Origin of the sequence: Streptomyces sp. NBC_00873 (assembly GCF_045207415.1) — a bacterium.
Lineage (GTDB): Bacteria > Actinomycetota > Actinomycetes > Streptomycetales > Streptomycetaceae > Streptomyces.
The window spans coordinates 6,687,838-6,703,829 of the sequence record NZ_CP108803.1 but is presented as its reverse complement, the minus strand read 5'-3'; the positions used below and the strand labels follow the sequence as shown (position 1 = coordinate 6,703,829).

At 70.3% G+C, this 15,992-nt stretch carries 14 protein-coding genes and 1 riboswitch; of the genes, 3 read left to right on the top strand and 11 right to left on the bottom strand.

The features are described 5' to 3' along the window. Positions 1 to 6 precede the first annotated feature (6 nt). Positions 7 to 1,149, bottom strand: a complete 1,143-nt coding sequence (locus OH809_RS30930) for a glycosyltransferase family 4 protein (protein WP_406418695.1) — start codon at positions 1,147 to 1,149, stop codon at positions 7 to 9. Between the two features lie 98 nt (positions 1,150 to 1,247). On the opposite strand from OH809_RS30930, the gene OH809_RS30925 reads away from it, so the two are divergent. Beyond that, positions 1,248 to 2,534: a glycosyltransferase 87 family protein gene (locus OH809_RS30925; protein WP_406418697.1), complete on the top strand. Its 1,287-nt coding sequence runs from the start codon at positions 1,248 to 1,250 to the stop codon at positions 2,532 to 2,534. Here the strand turns inward: OH809_RS30925 and OH809_RS30920 are convergent. The 5 genes from OH809_RS30920 to OH809_RS30900 form a co-directional block, all read right to left on the bottom strand. Next, positions 2,491 to 3,738: a hypothetical protein gene (locus OH809_RS30920; protein WP_406418699.1), complete on the bottom strand. Its 1,248-nt coding sequence runs from the start codon at positions 3,736 to 3,738 to the stop codon at positions 2,491 to 2,493. The two genes, OH809_RS30925 and OH809_RS30920, sit on opposite strands and share 44 nt — an antisense overlap. 222 nt (positions 3,739 to 3,960) lie before the next feature. Next, positions 3,961 to 4,992 carry an NlpC/P60 family protein gene (locus OH809_RS30915; protein WP_406418701.1) on the bottom strand — a complete coding sequence of 344 codons (1,032 nt, stop codon included), beginning with the start codon at positions 4,990 to 4,992 and terminating at the stop codon, positions 3,961 to 3,963. 240 nt (positions 4,993 to 5,232) lie between these two features. Continuing rightward, complete coding sequence (locus OH809_RS30910) at positions 5,233 to 6,258, bottom strand: NlpC/P60 family protein (RefSeq protein WP_406418703.1); 1,026 nt, start codon at positions 6,256 to 6,258, stop codon at positions 5,233 to 5,235. A 285-nt stretch (positions 6,259 to 6,543) separates the two neighbouring features. Continuing rightward, positions 6,544 to 7,905 (bottom strand): NYN domain-containing protein, encoded by a 1,362-nt coding sequence (locus tag OH809_RS30905; RefSeq protein ID WP_406418705.1) that lies wholly within the window; start codon positions 7,903 to 7,905, stop codon positions 6,544 to 6,546. Positions 7,906 to 7,942: 37 nt separating this feature from the next. After that, the gene (locus tag OH809_RS30900; protein WP_266986548.1) at positions 7,943 to 8,185 is read right to left on the bottom strand and encodes a hypothetical protein; all 243 of its coding nucleotides are present in this window, start codon (positions 8,183 to 8,185) and stop codon (positions 7,943 to 7,945) included. A gap of 185 nt (positions 8,186 to 8,370) precedes the next feature. On the opposite strand from OH809_RS30900, the gene OH809_RS30895 reads away from it, so the two are divergent. Continuing rightward, a complete protein-coding gene (locus OH809_RS30895; protein WP_406418707.1) occupies positions 8,371 to 9,120 on the top strand; it encodes a rhomboid family intramembrane serine protease in 750 nt (249 codons plus the stop codon). Further along, complete coding sequence (locus OH809_RS30890; protein WP_037694047.1) at positions 9,117 to 9,398, top strand: Lrp/AsnC family transcriptional regulator; 282 nt, start codon at positions 9,117 to 9,119, stop codon at positions 9,396 to 9,398. Before OH809_RS30895 ends, OH809_RS30890 begins: the two co-directional genes overlap by 4 nt. A 67-nt stretch (positions 9,399 to 9,465) precedes the next feature. Here the strand turns inward: OH809_RS30890 and OH809_RS30885 are convergent, their stop codons facing one another. The 5 genes from OH809_RS30885 to OH809_RS30865 form a co-directional block, all read right to left on the bottom strand. After that, positions 9,466 to 10,920 carry an aminotransferase class V-fold PLP-dependent enzyme gene (locus OH809_RS30885; RefSeq protein WP_406418709.1) on the bottom strand — a complete coding sequence of 485 codons (1,455 nt, stop codon included), beginning with the start codon at positions 10,918 to 10,920 and terminating at the stop codon, positions 9,466 to 9,468. A 172-nt stretch (positions 10,921 to 11,092) separates the two neighbouring features. Continuing rightward, a riboswitch (SAM riboswitch) is annotated at positions 11,093 to 11,210 on the bottom strand. A gap of 84 nt (positions 11,211 to 11,294) precedes the next feature. Next, positions 11,295 to 12,359: an anthranilate phosphoribosyltransferase gene (gene trpD, locus OH809_RS30880; protein ID WP_406418711.1), complete on the bottom strand. Its 1,065-nt coding sequence runs from the start codon at positions 12,357 to 12,359 to the stop codon at positions 11,295 to 11,297. 124 nt (positions 12,360 to 12,483) lie between these two features. Next, entirely contained in the window at positions 12,484 to 14,109 is a 1,626-nt protein-coding gene (locus OH809_RS30875) for a cytochrome bc complex cytochrome b subunit (protein ID WP_406418713.1), read from the bottom strand. Further along, a complete protein-coding gene (locus OH809_RS30870; RefSeq protein WP_406418715.1) occupies positions 14,106 to 15,158 on the bottom strand; it encodes a Rieske 2Fe-2S domain-containing protein in 1,053 nt (350 codons plus the stop codon). The genes OH809_RS30875 and OH809_RS30870 overlap by 4 nt, the downstream gene beginning before the upstream one ends. After that, positions 15,155 to 15,964, bottom strand: a complete 810-nt coding sequence (locus OH809_RS30865; protein WP_406418717.1) for a c-type cytochrome — start codon at positions 15,962 to 15,964, stop codon at positions 15,155 to 15,157. The genes OH809_RS30870 and OH809_RS30865 overlap by 4 nt, the downstream gene beginning before the upstream one ends. Positions 15,965 to 15,992: the final 28 nt, after the last annotated feature.

Sequence of the window (15,992 nt, the reverse complement as noted above, 5' to 3'; positions counted from 1 at the left end):
GTATCTTCAGAGCAGCGCCCTGAGATGCTCCGCGAGCAGGTCCCAGCGCCACTTCTCCTCGACCCAGGCCCGGCCCCGCTCCCCCATCCGCCGGCACAGTTCGGGGTCGCCGAGCAGGGTGGCGATGCGGTCGGCGGTCTCCTCGACGGAGCCGCCCCGCACCACCCAGCCGGTCTCGCCGTCGAGTACGGCGTCGGGGGCGCCGCCCGAGTCGCCCGCCACCACCGGCAGTCCGGTAGCGGACGCCTCCAGGTAGACGATGCCGAGCCCCTCGACGTCGAGACCGCCGCGACGCGTGCGGCACGGCATCGCGAAGACGTCGCCCGCGCCGAAGTGGGCGGGCAGCTCCTCCCAGGGCACCGGTCCGGTGAACCGCACCGAGCCGGTGACGCCGGTCTCCGCGGCCAGCTTCTCCAGCTCCTTGGCGTACGGTCCGCCGCCGACGATCAGCAGGACGGCGTCCGGCTCCCGCGCCAAAATCGCGGGCATCGCGAGGATCAGGGTGTCCTGGCCCTTGCGGGGCACCAGCCGCGACACACAGACGACGACGGGCCGGTCCGAGAGTCCGAGCCGGGCCCGGATCCGGTCCCCGCCGGAGTCCGGGCGGAAGGTCTTCTCGTCGACGCCGGGCGGCAGCTGGACCATGCGCCCGGCTGCCTCGGGGGTGAGCGCGCCGGCGATCCGGGAGCGGGTGTACTCGCCGAGGTACGTGATCGTGTCCGTACCCTCGCCTATCCGGCGCAACAGCTGGCGGGACGCGGGAAGTCGGGCCCAGCCGGCCTCGTGCCCGTGGGTGGTGGCGACCAGTCGCCGGGCACCCGCTCTCCGCAGTGCCGGTGCCATCAGCCCGAGGGGGGCCGCGGCCCCGAACCAGACGGAGGTGCAGTCGTGTTCGCGCAGCAGCTGGACCGCGCGCCGGGTCACCCGCGGGGTCGGCAGCAGCATCGTCGTCGGGTCACGGACGACGGTGAACGGCTGCTGGGCGTCGAAGGCGGCGGTGGCCGCGACGCCCTCGGGGCTCCGCTTCCAGGTGGAGGCGTAGACGACGAGCCGGCCGGGGTCCAGGCGGAGTGCCATATTGTGCAGAAATGCCTGGATACCGCCGGGTCGGGGCGGAAAGTCGTTGGTCACGATCAGGGTCTTGTCCATCGCCGCCGACAGTACCGAACGGCCCGGCTTGATGGCTCGCCCACGGTCAGGCCGTGCATCATGGCTCGGAGCCACTGGCGAAGGGGATGGGCGCGGGCATGACAGAAGCAGGCGGCACCGGCAGATTTCTCGCACCCGTCGCGGTGTGGGCGCTCACCAGGGCTGCGTTGCTGCTCTGCGTCTTCAAGGTCATCACGTTGCCGGGCCCGGACGTGACGAGCGACGTCTCGGTGATCTACCACGGCTGGTCCGAGGTGCTGAAGACCGGCACGTATCCGCTGGGCGATGTCACCTGGCAGTACCCGCCCGTCGCGGCGCTCGCCATCCTGTCCCCCGCCCTGCTGCCGTTCCTGGACTACGCCTCGGCCTTCTTCGTCCTCGCCTGCCTCTGTGACGCACTGGTGCTCGGCCTGCTGCTGTACGCGGGCCGCCGCACCGGCAGGCGGACCGCGGGCGGCTGGGTGTGGGTGGCGGGGGTGCCCCTGCTCGGCACGACCGCGTACGCGCGGTACGACGTGATGGTGACGGCGGTCGCGGTGGCGGCACTGCTGGCGGGGGTGCGGCATCCGCGGGTGCTGGGGGCGCTGGCCGCCTTCGGCGCGCTGCTGAAGGTGTGGCCGGTGCTGCTGCTGGCCGGGACCGCGCGTGGGGCGTCGACCCGCCGCTCATGGACGGCGGCGGTGGTGACGGCGGCCGGGCTGCTGGTGGTGTGCACGGCCGCGTTGCCGGGAGCGCTGGCCTTTCTCGGGTTCCAGCGCGACCGCGGCACCGAGGTCGAGTCGCTGGGGGCGCTGGTCTTCCATGTGGCGCGGCAGTTCGGCTGGCAGGGCCGGGTGGAGTTCAACTACGGGTCGCTGGAGTTCCTGGGGCCGCATGTGCCGCTGGTGAGCACGCTGGCTCTGGGGCTGAGTATCGCCGCGTTCGGCTGGCTGGTGGTGTGGCGGCTGCTGGCCCGTGACTTCGGGGTGAGCACGCCGGCCGATGCGGCGTTCACGGCGGTGCTGCTGTTCACGATCACGAGCCGGGTGATCAGCCCCCAGTACATGCTGTGGCTGGTCGGTCTCGCGGCGGTCTGTCTGGTCTTCCGGTCCAGCCGGATGGGGCTGCCGGCCGTTCTGGTGCTGGTCGCGACGGGCGTCACCCAGCTGGAGTTCCCGCTCGGGTTCATCCACGTGGTGACCAGCGACGCGCAGGGCGTGACGCTGATGTTCGTACGCAACGGTCTGCTGGTCGCGGCGACCCTGGTCGCGTCCCGGCTGCTGTGGAAGGAGACGGTGCCCGCGCCGGTCCGCCGGGACCGGCGCCGGCTGCCGGTCCACTCGTCCGCTCCGGCGGGGCAGGTCAGCCGAGACGGGACCGCAGATACTCCCGCCAGCGCGCCGTGAACTCCTGCGGGGTCGTGCCGAGCACGTCCTGCATCGCCTGCTCCACCGCTCCGTCCCGTCCTGAGTGCCCCCCGACGGCCCGGTAGAAGGCGAAGAGCTTCTTCTCGCCCCAGTGGTCGGCGATGAGTGCGCAAGCCAGCCAGCCGCCCTCGTACGCCCTTGCGAGGCGCCCGGAGTCTCCCGTGAACCCGAACTCCTCGTCGGCGGGCAGTTCGGCGGGCAGCTCACCGCGCCGGACCGCGTCGGCCAGTTCGGGCGCGACCTGTTCGGCGGTCCGGTGCTCGGCGCGGTAGGCCGCCCAGTCGGCGAAGCCCTCGGAGAGCCAGGTCGGAGTGGACGCGGAGGTGCGGGCGCGGGTGGCGACATGGGCGGTCTCGTGGGTGAGGACGATCCGCTGCCCGAACGTGCCGAGCGTCGCGTACGCCTGAGGGTTGACGATCACCCGGTCCGCGGGCGCCCGGCCGCCGGTCTCACCGGTGGTGACGGCCGCTATGCCCCGGTAGTTCGCCGCCGGTGACCCCAGCAGCCCGGCCATGTCGTCGATCGTCTCCGGTACGAGGACCACCACGCGGCCGGCCCAGCGCTCCGGCCAGGCGGCGGAGACGGCGGGCACCGCACGGTCCGCGGTGCCCGCGATCGCGCGGAGCTCCGTCGTTGTCCGCCCCACACCGAGGACGAGACTTCGCCTGCCCCGTACGACCTGGACGTCGCCCTGCTGCCACAGCTGCGGGCCGCCGTCCCGGCCGGCCCGGTCCGCGGTGATGTACCAGCGGCCGTCCGCCGGGTCCCGCTCCAGGTCGAGCACCCGGTCCGCGGTGACCGGAGCACTGTCGTAGCCCGCGATCCGGTAGCGCAACTCGACGTCGGCGGTGGCCCGGTCGGCTCCGCGCCTGCGCACGTCCGTCACCTTGTACGCCCATGAGCTCAGCGGCACGTCGGCGAGATGGGCCAGCTCCCGGCGCTGGGCTGCCCGCAGCCCGGTGGCCCCGGGGGCGAGTGCGGCGAGGAAGCGGTCCGGGTCGTGGTCCAGGACTGCGGCGGCGCGGCGGTCCAGGGTGGCGCCGACGGCCCGGACGATGGGGTCGGGGGTGGCGGGGGCGGGGGCCGTGCAGGCGGACGCGAGCAGCAGTCCGGCGAGCGCCGCGCCCGCCGCGCGCCGCCGTCCGTCATGTCCCCGCCCTGCGGTGCGCCCCTGATCAGCCACGTGACCGAGGGTACGGGCCAGAGGCTGTCGGGCTACCCCTGATCGGGCGGTCGTGCCCTGGCACGCACCCTCGCAGCGTTGCCGAAAGGTCCTGGTAGCTCCTTCCCCGAGCTCTCAGCTTCGTTCGAGCAGGGGAGGCCCCGTCCGAGGACCTTCCGGCGCCTTGCGATCGCACGCACCAGGCCCCGCCCGCTTCCCGATCGAAGGCAGCCCGACAGCCTCTCAGACGCGGGTCACCGAGGAGACCGGCATCATGCCGACCGGGTCGTAGCGGACCGGAGCACCTGGGTGCGGGGCGTGGATCACCTGCCCGTTGCCCACGTACATCCCGATATGGCCGGCGTCCGAGCGGTAGGTGACCAGATCGCCGGGACGGGCCTGGGAGAGCGACACCATGTGGCCGGCGTACCGCTGCGCCTGCGAGGTGCGCGGCAGGCTGACACCGGCCTGGCCGTACGCCCACTGCATCAGCCCGGAGCAGTCGAATCCGGCGGGTCCGTTGGCGCCCCAGATGTACGGGAGTCCGACGGCCCGGCGGACGGCCATGACGGCGGCCGCCGCCCGGGACGAGCCGGCCGGCAGATCGGCCAGGGCGGAGAACGAGGCGTCGCGGCCGGAGCGCGAGGCGCGATCGAAGGCCGCCCGGTCCGCGGCGGGCAGCGAGGCCAGCAGCTGCCGGGCCTGCCGGAGCTTGCCCTCGACGGTCCGTTTGTGCCGGGTGGCGGCTGCCTTGTTGCGCTCCAGGCCGGCGAGCGAGCGGGCGGCCTCCGCACGGACCTGAGCGAGGCCGCGCCGGGCGTGCTGGAGTTCGTGCAGGGCGGTGGTCTGACGGGCGTTCAGCCGGTCCAGGGTGGCTGCCCGGTCGAGGTAGCTGTCCGGATCGGCGGAGAGCAGCAGGGCGAGCGAGGGGTCGATGCCACCGGAGCGGTACTGCGCGGCGGCGGCCGAACCGAGCGCCATGCGCATCCGGTTGATCCGTTCCTGACCGCGGGCCGCCCGTTCCCGGGCCCGGTTCAGCTCGCCGCGCAGCCGGTCGGCGTTCTCCCCCGCCTTGTTGTACTGCTCGGTGGCGTGCTCGGCCTCGCTGTACAGCCGGTCGATCTCGGCCCTGGCGGTCCGGGGCGTGCCCTTCGGGTCGGCGTGCGCGGCTGCCGCCCCGAGCGTGGCGGCGGCGGTCGCCGCGGCCGCGGACAGGACTGTGACCCGGACGCTCCGGTTGACGCCGGGCTGTGTGGAACGGCGATGGGACACCACAGGACGCCGCACTCCCTTCCGCTGTACGCAGACGTACGCGGCCCCCTGCCGCCCGGGACGGGCGGACCGACGGACGGGAGCCGCACAGCAGGCAGAGAGTAGTCGGGCGACTACGGAGTGCACGAACGGCCGCGCCAGATGGGTGCAGGTCACGAACGACGGCGCCCCGCCGGTGACCTGTGGTCTCCGGCGGGGCGGGCTGTCTGTGCGGGGCGCGGTAATTCGCCCGTTCGGGCGTCGTCAGATACGCACGCCGACCTGGAAGCTGCCGATGGTGTTCATCGACTCGTAGCGGACCACCGCGCCCGGGTACGGGGCGTGCAGAACAGTGTTGTTGCCCGCGTACAGAGCCACGTGCGACGTGCTGTTGAAGAAGACGAGGTCACCCGGCTTGAGGGCGCTGCGGCCTATCTGCGTGCCATCGTTGATCTGCGTGTACGTGGTGCGGGTGATGTGGACGCCGGCCTGGGCGTAGGACCACTGGGTCAGGCCCGAGCAGTCGTAGGAGTTGGGGCCGGTGCCGCCGGAGACGTACGGCTTGCCGAGCTGGGTGGCGCCGGCCCTGAGGGCGGCGGCGCCGCGGGCGGAGGCGGGAACCTCGTTGCCCAGGTCGACCCGGTCGCCTGCGGCGCGGCTGGCGCGCTGGTCCTCCTCGGCCATCTTGGCGCGCTCGGCGGCGGTCAGGGTGTTGAGCAGGCGCTGCGCCTCGGCGAGCTTGCCCTGGAACTTCTTCTTGTTCTCGCCGAGCGTCTTGCGGACGTCCGCGAGGTCGCCCAGCTTGTCCTGGGCCTCCTTGCGCTGCTGCGCGAGGGCCCGCTGCTTCTCCTGGATCTTCTCCAGCGACTCGGTCTGCTTGGCCGTCAACTGGTCGAGGGCCGAGGCCTCGTCGAGGAAGGTATCCGGGTCTGAGGCGAGGAAGAGCTGCACGGACGGGTCGATGCCGCCGGAGCGGTACTGCGCGGCGGCGAGCGAACCGAGGCCGCTGCGGAGCGTGTTGAGCTCCTCCTGGCCGCGGGCCACCTTGTCCTGCAGCGCTCCGACCTGCTTTTCGAGCTTCTGCTGCTGCTCCTTGGCCCCGTTGTACTTCTCGGTGGCCTTCTCCGCCTCGTGGTAGAGCTTGTCGACCTTCGCCTTGACCTCACTCTTGGTCGGCTTGGGGTCGGCGTGGGCGGCCTGAGAGGTCAGGGCCACGGCCGCGGCGGCGGTCGCGGTGAGCACGGTCACACGGGCGCGGCTCGGCTGCTTGGGACGACGGTGGGACGCCACGAAGGCGAGCTCCTTCTTCCTCGAGCCGCCTACCGGGCTGTGGGGGGAACTGAATCCCCGGCTCCGTGCACGTCACGGACTCGGCGGTTCCTTCGCTGCCACCCCGGATGGGTGATCAACCGTGCGAAGGTTCGAAGCCCGACCCTAGTGACCATCTTGTGATCAGTTCAAATCCTCACAAGAAAAATCTCGCCACAACCGCCACTTCTTTATTCTCATCACACAGGGTGTAGCGACGACTTGACGGTACGTTCCCCGATTTCCGACAAGTGGCCACAAGGCGCGTCAGACGCGCGAAAGCCGCTTCAGGAGCAAGACGGACGCAACGGGCCTGGCCCCCGCCTTCGCCACGCCGTCCGCCACTTCACGGTCGGTGGAGACCACCACGACGGGCCTGCCCTGCGGTTCGGCGCGGGCGAGCTGGCGGATGAGTTCGTCGGCGGTCACGCCCGGCTTGCTGAACAGCACGCGCACCCCGCGCGGAGGTGCGAGCAGTACCGGAGCGGCCAGTTCGGCCCCGTCGAAGACACAGGTCATCTCGGCGCCCGACTGCGCGGCGAGCACCGCGAGACCGCCCAGCAGCCGCAGCCGCTGCTTCTCCAGCGGCAGCTGCGGATAGCCGGTCTTGGTGACGTTGTAGCCGTCCACGATCAGATGCGCCTGCGGCAGCGCGAGCAACTGGTCGAGCAGGGCCGGATCGGTCTCCGAAAGAGCCCTGGTGGCAATGTCCTTGGGCGACATCGCGCCGGGCTCGACCGCGTCGACACTGTCCGCGGGGCGGATCGAGGAGGGAGGGAGGGCGAGTTCGCGGCGCAGCCCCCGGGCCGCGTCGAGCACCGTGTCGAGGAGCAGCCGCAGCCGCATGTCCTCGACCGAACGCCCCTCCCTGGAGGCTCTGCGGCTCGCCTCGACGGACGCCTCCGCCTCACCGAGCCGAGCCCGCAGCCGCCGGGTCTCGCTCTCGGCGGCGGAGATCTGGGTGGCCGCCTCGGCCCGCAGGGTGTCGGCCTCGGCCTTGCCGCGGCGCACCGCGGCCTCGCCGCGCTTGACCTCGTTGAGGGCGGAGCGGAGTTTGCGCTGCAGCGAATCGGCTTCCTTGCGGGCCGCGTCGAGTTCGGCGCGGAGCCGTTCGGTCTCGCTCCTCGTCTGGGTCCGGGCCTGGGCAAGCTCCTCGCGCAGCCGTTCCAGCTCGCGCCGGCTCTCCTCGTCGGCCCGCTCGGCGTCGGCGCGCTGGACCTCCTCGCCGGCGGTGGCGACCAGTTTCACCCAGCCGACCGGGCGCAGCACATAGGCGGCCGCGGCCACATCGACGGGATCGGCGGCGGCCGGCGGCGATCCGGCCTCCACGGCAGCTGCCAGCTCCGGCTGGGACTCCCGGAGCCGTTCGCCGATGCGCTGACGGAACAGGGTGTCATTCTCCAGGGCGGCCGCCATCGCGTTCCCGGCGAACTTGGCGCGCCGGGTCGGGGTGAAGCGGGCGTACTGCCTGAGCTGGGCCGGGAGTTCGGTGACCGTCAGGCCGCCGAACGCGTCCGAGACCAGCGCGACGACCCGCCGCCGTACGCCTTCGGGCAGCGGGCGGTCGAGCGCCTCGACGGCGTCGCCGGCGCCATCGGCCGACTCGGCGCCGCTATCGGGCTGCTCCACGATCCGTCACCCCAAAATGTCTGTCCGCACGGCCCCGTCAGGAGTCGGCACCCGGCCTGTCGACTAGTTCGATCTGGTCCACCGCGTTGCACCAGCGGCAGCGGACCGACTCGATGGTCTCACTGACCACCTCGCGTTCCTCGACGGTCGACTCACCGGCCAGGTCGAGATGGACGTATTCGACGACCTTGGAGGTGCGGGTCACGTCGAAGCGGGTGAGATTTCCGCAGAGCGTGCAGCGCCAGCGGGTCCCGTCGGTCGGCTGGGGAACCGTCGTCATCGTTGCGTCCTCTTTCGTCGAGCGTCGTGCTGCTGCCTGCACAGGATCTCGCGGTGCGCCGTCGAACTGCGGATGTCCTGCTGCAACCCTACGGCCTTGCACATACCCATAGACACGGCGAGGCGGTCCGTTGGACACGGCGAGGCGGTCTGCCCCGTTCCGTCACCTTGCGTCATGCTCTGTTCATGATCGATCGGCGGGCCGCGAGAGGCGGAGTGACCGGCAGGCTCCTGCGCGCTGCCACGGCGGCCGGTGCGCAGGTGACGTATGCCCTCATCGCCCTGTGCTGCGCCGTCTTCCTGATCAGCCCGCTCTCCGGCTTCAACCCCACACACGGCACCGCCGACACCCTGCTCGCCGCCCAGGCCGGGTACTTCGAGCGCTGGGGGGTGATCCCGAGCGAGCTGTGGGCGGGCTCCGCGCAGGCCCTGCTCACCCCGCTGACCGCACTGTTCGTGCACGGTAGCTGGCTTCATCTGCTCGGCAACATGCTCTTCCTGTACGTGTTCGGGGCGATGGCCGAGGAGCGGATGGGCCGGGCCGAATTCGCCTTCTTCTACCTCGGCTGCGGCTATCTCGCACTGCTGGCGTACGCGGCGGCACACGCGAACTCCGACCAGACCCTCGTCGGCGCATCAGGGGCGATCTCCGCGGTGCTCGGGGCGTTCCTCTACCTGTTCCCCAGGGCGCGGGTGACCAGCCTCTTCCCGTTCCTGCTCTTCCTTCCGCTGCGCTTTCCCGCCTGGATCGTGCTGATCTTCTGGTTTGTGCTGCAGTGGATGGCGGCGCGGGGCGCGGGCAGCGGTCCCGGGGTGGCGTATCTCGCCCATGTGGTCGGCTTCGTCTGCGGCTTTCTCTACGCCTGGGGACGCTACCGCCGTGGGGCTAGAGTGAAGGCTCCAGCCACGGCCACCGAGGGAGAAAGCCAGCCGTGATCACCGCGATCGTGCTCATCAAGACCAGCGTGGACCGGATTCCGGAGATCGCCGAGGCCATCGCCGCGCTGGACAATGTCAGCGAGGTCTTCTCGGTCACCGGTACGTACGACCTGATCGCCATGGTCCGGGTGGCCAGGCACGACGACCTCGCCGACGTCATCCCCGGCCGGATCAGCAAGATCCCGGGTGTCGAGGGCACCGACACCCATGTCGCGTTCCGTACGTACTCGCAGCACGACCTGGAGGCGGCCTTCGCCATCGGTCTCGACGCGTAGGTTCGCGTCACACTTCGGCCGGGGACGGGCAGTGCTGCCCGTCCCCGGCCGAAGTGTGACGGGCCCGTCAGACCTGCGCCGCGCCCCGGTCCGGGACACAGCGGCCGTCCTCGGTGCGGTACGTCCACCGGGCGCCCCTGCTCACCAGTTCCTTGACCGCGCGGACGAAGCGCTCGATGTGCTCGTCCGGCGTACCGGCGCCGAAGCTGACCCGGATCGCGTTCAGCAAGGGGGTCCCCCCGGTCGAGTCCGTTCGAGACTGGGGGAGCTCGCCCGGCTGGGCCTCCGGCGCACCGCACTCGCCCGGGTCCTGCGGGTCGCTGCCCAGCAGGGTGCGGACCAGCGGGTGGGCACAGAACAGTCCGTCGCGTACCCCGATGCCGTATTCGGCGGAGAGCGCCGCGGCGAAGTGCGAGCTGTTCCAGCCCTCCACCACGAAGGAGATGACGCCGACCCGCGGGGCGTCGTCGCCGAACAGCGACAGCACCTTGACCTGGGGGACCTCGGCGAGGCCTGCGCGGACCCGGGTGACGAGCTGCTGCTCACGGGCGACGAGCCGGTCGAAGCCGGCCTCGGTGAGCGCCTTGCAGGCGGAGGCGATGGAGTGGACGCCGATGACGTTGGGCGAACCGGCCTCGTGGCGGGCGGCGGTCGAGTGCCACTCCACGTCCACTCCGCCGTCGGTGCGCCGGGCGACCTTCCGCGAGGCGCCGCCACCCGCGAGGTACGGCTCGGCGTCCTGCAGCCAGTCGGCGCGGCCCGCGAGAACACCGGAGCCGAACGGCGCGTACAGCTTGTGTCCGGAGAAGGCGACCCAGTCGACGTCGAGCCCGGCGATGTCCACCGGGTGGTGCGGGGCGAGTTGCGCGGCGTCGAGCACGATCCGGGCGCCGTGCGCGTGAGCGGCGGCGGCCAGCTCCTTCACCGGCCACAGCTCACCGGTGACGTTGGAGGCGCCGGTGACGCAGACCAGCGCCGGACCAAGGGGGCCTCCCCTGCTCGAACGGAGTTGAGAGCTTGGGGAAGGGTCGCGGTCGGCGAGCGCCCGCTCCAGCGTCTCGACGGCCTCGGCCGGGGTGCGCGGGGCGTTGAGGTAGGTGACGCGGGCGTCGCGCCAGGGCAGCAGCGAGGCGTGGTGCTCGGTCTCGTACACGAAGACCTGGCAGTCGGCGGGGATCACCGCGGCGAGCAGGTTCAGCGAGTCGGTCGTCGACCGGGTGAAGATCACCTGGTCTCCCTCGGGGCGGCAGCCGAGGAACTCCGCGACGGTCTTGCGGCTGTTCTCGAACAGGTCCGTGGAGAGCTGCGAGAGGTAGCCGGCGCCACGGTGGACGCTGCCGTAGTACGGGGCGTACGCGGCGACGTCGTCCCACACGCGCTGCAGGGCCGGGGCGCTGGCCGCGTAGTCGAGGGCGGCGTACGTGACTTCACCACCGGTCACCAGAGGAACGGTCACATCCCGCCCCAGAACGGGCAGTGGGGTACAAATGGACTGGCCGGAGGCAGCGGTGCAGACAGACATGGCGAACTCCCGTAACAGGCAGGCGAATTCACTGCGCCGGCGGACACGCGGCAGCGCAGGAAGCAGAAAAGGGTGTGCGGAGAAGGGCCTTGGGCCCTATCGCATTCGCTTGCTCACAAGAGGCTCCTTGAGGACCAGGACCCCAGGGATGTGACATTCAGAGATGTCGAGGGGTCCGCGCTTGCCGCAGACCTCGCTGCCCACGGCCTGGTCTTCACCCGGGGCACCCCGCCACGGACGGAGGGTTGCCGGACAGCGGGCCGGGGCCGTAGTCGCTGTCACTCATGACCTGCCCAGCATCCTGCCATACGTGCGCCGACGCGCAAGGCGCAGTCCAAGATCTGGACTGCGCCCTGTGCCGTATTTCCGTACGGTCAGGTGTTGCTGACCGCCACCCAGCGCTCCAGCGCCGCCCGGGCCGCACCCGAGTCGATGGACTCGGCGGCCTTCGCCATTGCGGCGGCGAGCTGCTCGTTCAGCGTGCCCTCGCCCGGGTCCAGCGCCACCAGCGCCGCCGCCGAGTTGAGCAGCACCGCTTCGCGTACCGGACCGGTCTCACCGGCCAGCAGCCGGCGGGCCACATCGGCGTTGTACGACGCGTCGGCGCCGCGCAGCGCCTCGACGGGGATCAGCTGCAGACCGACGTCGCGCGGGTCGAACGCCTCCTCGCGCACCTCTCCGTCGCGGACCACCCAGACCCGGGAGGTCGCCGTGGTCGTCAGCTCGTCCAGACCGTCGTCGCCGCGGAAGACGAGCGCGGAGTTGCCCCGCGCCGCGAGCACGCCCGCGACGATGGGAGCCATCTTCGGATCGGCGACACCGACGGCCTGGGAGCGCACCTGCGCCGGGTTGGTGAGCGGCCCGAGGATGTTGAACGTGGTCGGCGTGCCGAGCTCCTTGCGGGCCTTCGCCACGTACCGCAGGGCGGGGTGGAACTTCACCGCGAAACAGAAGGTGATGCCGGCTTCCTCCGCCACCTCGACGACACGCTGCGGGGTCAGCTCCAGGTTGACGCCCAGCTTCTCCAGGACGTCGGAGGCGCCGCTGGCCGAGGAGGAGGCCCGGTTGCCGTGCTTGACGACCTTGGCGCCCGTGCCCGCGACGACGATCGCGGACATCGTGGAGATGTTGACCGTCTTGGCGAGGTCGCCGCCGGTGCCGACGATGTCGACCGTGCGACCCGGCACGTGGATCGTGGTGGCGTGCTCGTACATCGCGCGGACGAGTCCGGTCACCTCGTCGACGGTCTCGCCCTTGGCCCGCAGGGCGACGGCGAAACCGGCGATCTGCACGTCGGTCGCCTCGCCGCTCATGATGCTGTCCATCGCCCACGCGGTGTCGTCGGCGGTCAGGTCCTCGCCACGCAGCAGCGGGTTCAGCACGCCCGGCCAGGAACGGGCCGCCACGCTGCCGCCGCCGACCGGGGTCACAACGTTCATGGTCCGCTCCTGGGGTCCATTGCCGATAAAGGGGTTGCACCCCACCCTATCGAGCCCCACGGACAGCGAAGAGCCCCGTCCATCGAATGGACGGGGCTCCTGCTGTGGCGATCAGTTCAGGTGATCAGTGGTGGCCGTGGCCGCTGGTGATCTCCTTGTACTCCTCGGCGGTGGGCTTGTCGATCTGGTTGTGCTCGCCGAAGTAGCCCTTGCTGAGCTTGGCCCGCAGCTTCTGCATCGCGGGCACCTTGCGCTCGACACCGTTCTCGTCGACCGTCGGGCCGATCTCGACCGGCTTGTACTGCTCGTGCGCGGTGAGCGTGTGCAGCTGCACGGGACCGAGCGGCTCGTGGATCTCGACGAACTCACCGTGCGGCAGGCGCTTGATGATGCCGGACTCGCGTCCGTGCAGCACCTTCTCCTTGTCCCGGCGCTGAAGGCCGAGGCAGATCCGCTTCGTCACGATGAACGCGACGACCGGCCCCACGAAGATGAAGATCCGGATGAACCACGAGATGGCGTTCAGCGAGAGGTGGAAGTGCGTGGCCCAGAGGTCGTTGCCACCGCCGATGAAGACAATGACGTACTCGGTGATCCAGGCGACGCCGAAGGCCGTCCGGGTCGGGGCGTTGCGCGGGCGGTCCAGGATGTGGTGCTCGCGCTTGTCCCCGGTGACCCAGGACTCGACGAACGGGTAGACCGCGATGATCGCGAGCACCAGTCCGAAGACCATCAGCGGGATGAACACGCCCAGGACGAGCGTGTGACCCCAGAGGTTGATCTCCCAGCCCGGCATCACTCGGATCAGACCCTCGGCGAAGCCCATGTACCAGTCGGGCTGGGCGCCGGTGGACACCTGGTCCGGGCGGTACGGGCCGATGGCCCAGATCGGGTTGATCGAGGCGATGCCCGCGATGACGGTGATGACACCGAAGACCAGGAAGAAGAAGCCTCCGGCCTTCGCCGTGTACACCGGCAGCAGCGGCATGCCGACGACGTTCTTGTTCGTCCGGCCGGGACCCGCGAACTGCGTGTGCTTGTGGTAGAAGACCAGGATCAGGTGCGCCACCAGCAGGCCGAGCATGATGCCCGGCAGCAGCAGGATGTGGATCGAGTAGAACCGGGCGACGAAGTCGTGACCGGGGAACTCTCCGCCGAACAGGAACATCGAGATGTACGTGCCGACGATCGGCACCGACAGGACCGCGCCCTGGGTGAAGCGGACACCCGTACCGGAGAGCAGGTCGTCCGGGAGCGAGTAGCCGGTGAAGCCGGTGAACATACCCAGCACGAACAGCAGGAAGCCGAACAGCCAGTTGATCTCACGCGGCTTACGGAACGCACCCGTGAAGAAGACGCGCATCATGTGCACGAACATGCCGGCCAGGAAGATCAGCGCGGCCCAGTGGTGGATCTGGCGGACCAGGAGACCACCGCGGACGTCGAAGCTGATGTCCAGCGTCGAGGCGTAGGCCTCGGACATCCGGATGCCCTGCATCGGCTCGTACGAGCCGTGGTACACGACTTCGTTCATGCTCGGGTGGAAGAACAGCGTCAGATACACACCCGTGAGGATGATGATGATGAAGCTGTAGAGGGCGATCTCACCGAGCATGAAGGACCAGTGGTCCGGGAAGATCTTGCGCATGTTGGCCTTGGCCAGGGAGTAGATCCCGAGCCGGCCGTCCGCCCAGTCGGCCACCCGCTCACCGGCGGGCGCCTTGCGCTTAGTGTCGGTCACAGTACTCATCCGCGCTCCCAGAAGGCAGGACCGACGGGCTCTTCGAAGTCACCGAGCGCTTCGAGGTTGCCCTCGGTGTTCACACCGATCCGCAGCTGCGGAAGGGCGTGACCGGCCGGACCGAAGATGACGCGGGCGCCGTCGGAGAGGTCGAAGGTGGACTGGTGGCACGGGCAGAGCACGTGGTGCGTCTGCTGCTCGTACAGGCTGATCGGGCAGCCGACGTGGGTGCAGATCTTCGAGAAGGCCACGATGCCCTCGTGGGCCCACTCGCGCTCGCGCTTGTCCTTGATGTTCTCCGGCTGGATACGGATGATCATCAGCGCGGCCTTGGCCATCTGGTTCTGGAAGTCCTCCGCGTCCTCATTCAGGCCCTCGGGCATGGCGAAGGTCAGCGAACCGACGGCGACGTCCTCGGGACGCAGCGGCAGCATCGTGTTCATGTTGATGAGCTGCTTGCCCTTGGCCCACAGGGTGTTGCGGAGCTTCTTCTCCGGCAGCGGACCGAGGTCGCGCAGCAGCACCACACCGGAGAGCGGCACCAGGGCCAGCGCACCGAACATGGTGTTGCGGATCAGCTTGCGCCGGCCGAGCGCGGACTCCTCGGCGCCGGCCGCGAAGTCGGCGAGAACCTTCGCCCTGGTCTCGGGCTCGGCCGCGATGGCGTGGCGGTCGTCGGCCACCTCCACGTCGGACATCAGCGTGCGCGCCCAGTGGACGGCGCCCGCTCCGATCGTGAGGAGGGCCACGCCCAGGGTCAGACCCAGGGAGAAGTTGAGCGCGCTCACGTGACCGATCGGCCAGATGAACACGATCTCGTCGACCGGGAAAATGACGTACGAGGCGATGAAGGCGACCGTCGCCACCATGGACAGCAGGAACAGGAGCGCGACCGTGCGCTCCGACCGCTTCGCGGCCCGTTCGTCGATGTCCTGGATGCGCGGCCTGTGGGCCGGCAGCCCCGGGTCTGCGAACGGGTCGTCCGCGATCTTTACCGCGGTGTGCGCGGTGCCCTGCTCAGCAGGCAGGTTCTCTTCTGGAATCTCTTGGCTACTCATGACTTCTTGGCCTTAGCGGTGTGGGCCGCGACCCAAACGGCAACTGCGATCAGGGCGCCGAGACCGAAGATCCAGGCGAACAGACCCTCGCTGACCGGACCGAGCCCGCCCAGCTTGAGGCCACCAGGGGTCGCGGACTCGCCGCTGTTCACGGTCTTGATGTACGCGATGATGTCCCGCTTCTGCTGCGAGGGCATCGTCGTGTCGGGGAACGACGGCATGCTCTGCGGGCCGGTCTGCATGGCCTCGTACACGTGCTTCGGGTCCACGTCCTCAAGGCTGGGCGCGTACTTGCCCTTCGACAACGCACCACCCTGGCCGGTGAAGTTGTGGCACTGCGCGCAGTTGCTACGGAACAGATCGCCACCCTTGGCGATGTCCGCACCGTCAGGGCTGACCTGGTCCTTGGTCGGCACGATCGGGCCTGCGCCGAGCGACGCGACGTACGCCGCGAGCTGGTCGATCTCGGCCTGGGTGTAGATGACCTTCTTCGCCGGTACCTGGGCACCCGGCTGCTGCGCCGGCATACGGCCGGTGCCGACCTGGAAGTCGACGGCGGCGGAGCCCACGCCGACCAGGCTCGGCCCGTCGGAGGTGCCCTGACCGCCGGTTCCGTGGCAGCTGGCGCAACCGACGGAGTACAGCTTCTTGCCCTCATCAATGGCGAGGGACTGGGCGGTGTCGTCGGCCTGCGCCTTACTCGCGGGCGCAAACGCGGCGTACAGCCCCCCAGTGGCCGCAAGCGCGAGGAGTAGTACGACGACCGCCGCCAACGGATGGCGTCGTCGTGCGGAGAGCTTTTTCACGGATTACCCCGGTGTCAGGATCTTCTGC